Annotated in this window: 6 protein-coding genes; 1 reads left to right on the top strand and 5 read right to left on the bottom strand. The window is 33.5% G+C overall.

Annotated features, from left to right (window positions below; all coding sequences use genetic code 11):
* The first annotated feature begins 34 nt into the window (after positions 1–34).
* Positions 35–322, top strand: a complete 288-nt coding sequence (locus ABZC13_RS14120; protein ID WP_373005309.1) for a cytochrome c — start codon at positions 35–37, stop codon at positions 320–322.
* 62 nt (positions 323–384) lie between these two features.
* On the opposite strand, the gene ccoS is transcribed toward ABZC13_RS14120, so the two are convergent.
* The 5 genes from ccoS to gmhA are packed head-to-tail and all read right to left on the bottom strand — an operon-like array spanning position 385 to position 4,595.
* Positions 385–600, bottom strand: coding sequence for a cbb3-type cytochrome oxidase assembly protein CcoS (gene ccoS, locus ABZC13_RS14115; RefSeq protein ID WP_373005306.1), 216 nt, complete (start codon positions 598–600; stop codon positions 385–387).
* Between the two features lie 15 nt (positions 601–615).
* The gene (locus ABZC13_RS14110; protein ID WP_373005303.1) at positions 616–3,018 is read right to left on the bottom strand and encodes a heavy metal translocating P-type ATPase; all 2,403 of its coding nucleotides are present in this window, start codon (positions 3,016–3,018) and stop codon (positions 616–618) included.
* Positions 3,008–3,493, bottom strand: coding sequence for an asparaginase domain-containing protein (locus ABZC13_RS14105; RefSeq protein WP_373005300.1), 486 nt, complete (start codon positions 3,491–3,493; stop codon positions 3,008–3,010). The genes ABZC13_RS14110 and ABZC13_RS14105 overlap by 11 nt, the downstream gene beginning before the upstream one ends.
* Positions 3,480–4,001, bottom strand: coding sequence for a D-glycero-beta-D-manno-heptose 1,7-bisphosphate 7-phosphatase (gmhB, locus tag ABZC13_RS14100; protein WP_373005298.1), 522 nt, complete (start codon positions 3,999–4,001; stop codon positions 3,480–3,482). The genes ABZC13_RS14105 and gmhB overlap by 14 nt, the downstream gene beginning before the upstream one ends.
* Before the next feature lie 6 nt (positions 4,002–4,007).
* Complete coding sequence (gene gmhA, locus ABZC13_RS14095) at positions 4,008–4,595, bottom strand: D-sedoheptulose 7-phosphate isomerase (RefSeq protein WP_373005294.1); 588 nt, start codon at positions 4,593–4,595, stop codon at positions 4,008–4,010.
* Between the last annotated feature and the right edge of the window lie 235 nt (positions 4,596–4,830).

The raw sequence follows: 4,830 nt of genomic DNA, 5'->3' as shown, positions 1-4,830 counted from the left end.
ATAATTGGTTCGAAAATTAATCTAAGGAAAAAAAATGAAAAAAATCGTAATCGCTTCAATCGCTACTTTAGCACTAGCAACAGCTTCAATGGCAGCAGTAAATGGAAAAGCTTGTACTTCTTGTCACGGTGCTGACTGGAGCAAAGCGGCTCTAGGTAAATCTAAAAATGTTGCAGAAATGACTCACGCTGAGATCGCTGATGCACTTAAAGGCTACAAAGCTGGTACTTATGGTGGTCCAATGAAAGGTCTTATGAAAGGTCAAGTTGGAAAATATTCTGACGCTGATTTAGACGCTTTCTCACAAACTATAGGTAAATAATTTATCTTAAATTGCCCCCTTGGGGTGATTTATCTTCACTCAACAATTTTTCAACTTCTTTTTTATTCAGGTCTATAATTTTTCTTTAAAGCTTCTTTTTTCTGTTCTTGTTTTAGTGCATCATTCAGCTCTTCTTCGCCGTCAAACTTTGCAGCATTTAAAAACTTCTCTTCATCATCAAACTGACCATTTTTTATAGCCCAAAGAAAAGCGAAAAGTGCTATCGCTCCTAAAAATATAGAAGCTCCAAGCATCATTGCTATTACCCAATTATCCATTTAACACTCCATATCTTAATTTTGTTTCCACTTATATCGTATTCTCATTGAATTTCCTACAACTAAAAGTGAACTGACCGACATTGATATTGCTGCTACAAGAGGAATTACAAAACCTGCCATAGCCAATGGAATAGTAATAGCATTATACGCAAGAGAGATAAACAGGTTTTGTTTTATTAGTCCATAAGTAGTACGGCTTATCTTAAAAGCATCTTGCAGTGATCTTAGTGAATCATTCAGTAAAACGACATCTCCAATCTCTACTGCAATATCACTACCGCTACCCATTACTATTCCTATGTCAGCAGATGATAGAGCTAATATATCGTTTACTCCGTCTCCAACCATTACTACTGTTCTTTTTTGCTCGTGAAGACTATCTATGTATTCAGATTTATTTTCTGGTGTTTGTTCATAAAGAAAATCCGTAATACCAACTTGCAGTGCAACTTTCTTTGCAATATGCTCGTTATCTCCGGTAAGCATAATGGTTTTGATGTTTCTTCTTTTCAACTCTTCTACAAGCTCTAATGCTCCATCTTTTATCTTGTCGCTAAGCTCATAAATTGCAACTAACTTTTTATTTACTACATAATAAAAAACACTGTTATCTGTGCTAAAATCAATTGATATATCGTTTTGCTCTAAAAGTTTCAAATTACCACCTAGAACTTCTATATCATTATATTTGGCTTTTATTCCAGATGCCGGTATTTGAGAAAAGTCATCAAATATAATCTCTTGTATATTTTCATCTTCTTCTTTTAAATACTTACATATACCAAATGCCACAGGGTGCTTAGAAAGCTTTGTAAGCGAGTGGAGTAACACTTTGTCAAACTCGCCGTAGATATGTACATTTACAACTTCCGGTTTTCCTATAGTTATCGTCCCTGTTTTATCTAAAACTAATGTATCAACTTTGGCCATAGTTTCTAGTTGAGCTGCTTCTTTAAAGAGTATTCCTTTTGTAGCACCAAGACTTAGACCAACCAATGTTGCTACCGGTGTTGCCAGAGCTAAAGCACAAGGACAGGCTATGACAATAACAGAGATACCAATCATGAAAGATATTTCAAAATTATTGCCTAAAGCCCACCATACAAAAAATGTTAAAAAAGATAGAGCTAAAATGGCAGTTGAAAAATGTTCTGAGAGTCTGTTTGCTATTTGCTGGATCTTAGGCTTTTTATTTATAGCAGATTCTAAAAGTGTTACAAGGTTTGATAGTGTTGAGTGCTTAAAATCTTTAGAAGCGATAAAATGCACATCAGCATCTATACTCGTCGTTCCACTAATTATTGAATCACCAACACTTTTATATATCGGTTCACTTTCTCCGGTCAAGTTTGACTCGTCAAATGAACCACCGCCCTTAACTATCTCACCATCTAAAAGAACTTTCTCTCCTGAAGAAACAACAATTGTGTCTCCTACATTTACATTATCAAGCTTACGGGCAACAATGGCACCATCTATCACAAGATTCACTTCACTTGGAATATGTTTACCTATTACATCTAAAGTATCCGCAGCATTCTTTTTACTTAGCACTTCTAAAAACTTTCCAATTAGTACAAAAGTAATAATCATGCTCACAGAATCAAAATAAGCCTCTCCATGTTCGGCTACTGTAATGTAAATAGAGTATATATATGTAAGTAAAGCGCCCGTTGCAACAAGAAGATCCATATTTACAACTTTTGTCTTCAAACCGTAATATGCACCTCTAAAAAAAACCCATCCACTGTAGAATAGAACTGGTGTCGCAAGCACTCCTTCAGCAATATTTAATATTGTTTTAACATCCTGTGTAATACCGCTAAAATATCCTGCATATTGAGCTACTGCAATCCACATGATATTCATAGATGCAAAAATTGCGACTGCCATTTTCAGGTAGTAAGACTTTCTCTCTTTATTAGCATGTGTCTCTTGAATAGATGCATCATACGCAAATGCATTGTAACCAATTGAACGGATCATATCTATTATTGAAGATAGTTTTACAACATCATCAGCCCAAACTATTGTGGCCTTATTGTTTGTAAAATTAATATTTGCCTCTATTACACCATCCATTTTGTGAAGAGCTTTTTCATTTAGCCATACACAAGCAGAGCAGTGAATACCTTCAATAATTAGCGATACTACATTAAAACCATCACTATTGACATTGATAAAAGCGTCTTTAAAAGATTCTGTATCAAAACTTGATGAGTCTTCGTATTTTTTCGTTGGAGGAGATAGGACTGTATTTGAAGCTTTATCATAAAAACTATCAAGTCCCTCGTCACTTAAAAGATTAAAGACGCCCTGACATCCGTTACAACAAAAATAATGGCTACTGTCTTTAATCATAACTGATTCATCAAATTTTAAATGACAATGACTACATACTACGCTATTTGACAAGTTCAAACTTTCCCAAAGCTCTATTTTTTGCTATATTTTGGCAAGATTCAACAAGTCCATTCATGCATATATATACACCGTTTTTAGTCTCTGCTTTTGCAAAACCTATTGCAATACCTAAATTTAAAGATGCTTCTACGTTATCAATCTCAAAAGGATTCATGGAACCGGTTAATATAATCTTTCTATCATCAAAAATTTCTGATAAAAACTCTGCTGTTATATTCATAGTATCCGTTCCATGAACTATAATAAAAGTATCATCCTTTGATTCCATAATAATACTTGCAAGCATTTTTCTATCGTTCATATCCATCTCTAGGCTATCTTTGTACACAACTCCAGCTAAATCATAATCAAAATCAGCACTTTGAAGTATTTTATCAACTACTTCATTATCGTATGGTATCTCTAATTCGCCACTTAATGGATTATATCTTTTATTAAATGTACCACCGCTATTAAGTATTAACACTATAAATATCCTCTAACTTTGAAACAATTTTATTAGCCTTAGATACTTTTATTCTATTGCTTTCATCAAACAAATATGTAGTAGTCAAACCAGCATTTATGCCTGCTAAGACATCTCTCTCTTTATCACCGATAATAATAGAGTTTTTGAGATCAATGTTTAGCTCCTCGGCAGCTTGAAGTAACATACCAGGGTTTGGTTTTCTACATCTACATTCTCCTGATATATCAGGATGATGAGGACAATAGTAGACTTTCTTAATATCAATATCCTTAGAAGAAAATTCTTCAAGCATCCAAGAAGTCAATATGGCAAAATCTTCTTCAGTGTAATAATCTCTGACAATACCTGATTGATTTGTTACAACAACAATAATAAAACCTTGTTTTTGATAGTATCTACAAAGTTCAAATATACCATCAATAAACTCAAAATCTTCTATTTTGTAAAGATAATCTTTTTCAACATTAATCACACCGTCACGATCAAGGAAAAGCGCTCTATTCATTTCCAATTAACTTACACCATCACCAAATATTTCTTTTTCTATAATATCACAGATGATATGTCCTATCAATATATGTGATTCCTGTATTCTTGGTGTTGAATCTGATGGAACAACTAAAGCATAATCAGCTAGTTTAGCCATTTCTCCACCATCACGACCAACCATAGCTACAGTGGTTATCCCTTTTTCCTTTGCACTGTTAAATGCATTAATAATATTAACAGAATTTCCAGAAGTAGAAATACCTATAAAGATATCCCCCTTCTGACCCATACCTTCAAGTTGACGAGAAAAAACTTTGTCATAACCGTAATCATTTCCGATAGCAGTTAAGTTTGATGTATCTGTTGTAAGGGCAAGTGAGGGAATAGAAGGTCTATCAAAGCCATATCGACCTACTAATTCAGCAGCTATATGCTGTGCATCCGCAGCACTACCGCCATTACCTGCTAAAATAGTCTTATTTGGACCTCTATAGAGTTCAACACACAATTTTGAAACTTCTAATATTTTATTTAATAACTCTTCATTTTCATAAATAGCTTGTTTAGTTTCGTAAGATTTTTTAATTTGATTTTTAATGTAGTTTTTCATATATGATCCTAAAATAATATGTGAAATAATACCATAATTATACATAATAGGTGTGATTGTGAGGATAATAAATTAGCCATAATAAATAATATAATTAAGTAAAATAAGTAATTAATAAAAAGGAGTTTGATAAAATAAGTTGAGAGATAAGTAAATTGATCAACTAGGCAGCGACCTACGTTTCCAACCCTGCAAGGGCAAGTATTATCAGCGATGAGAGGCTTAGCTTCTGGGT

It is taken from the genome of Sulfurimonas sp. (assembly GCF_041563035.1).
In the GTDB taxonomy this organism is placed as follows: Bacteria; Campylobacterota; Campylobacteria; order Campylobacterales; family Sulfurimonadaceae; genus Sulfurimonas.
This window is presented reverse-complemented; position numbering and strand designations above follow the sequence as displayed.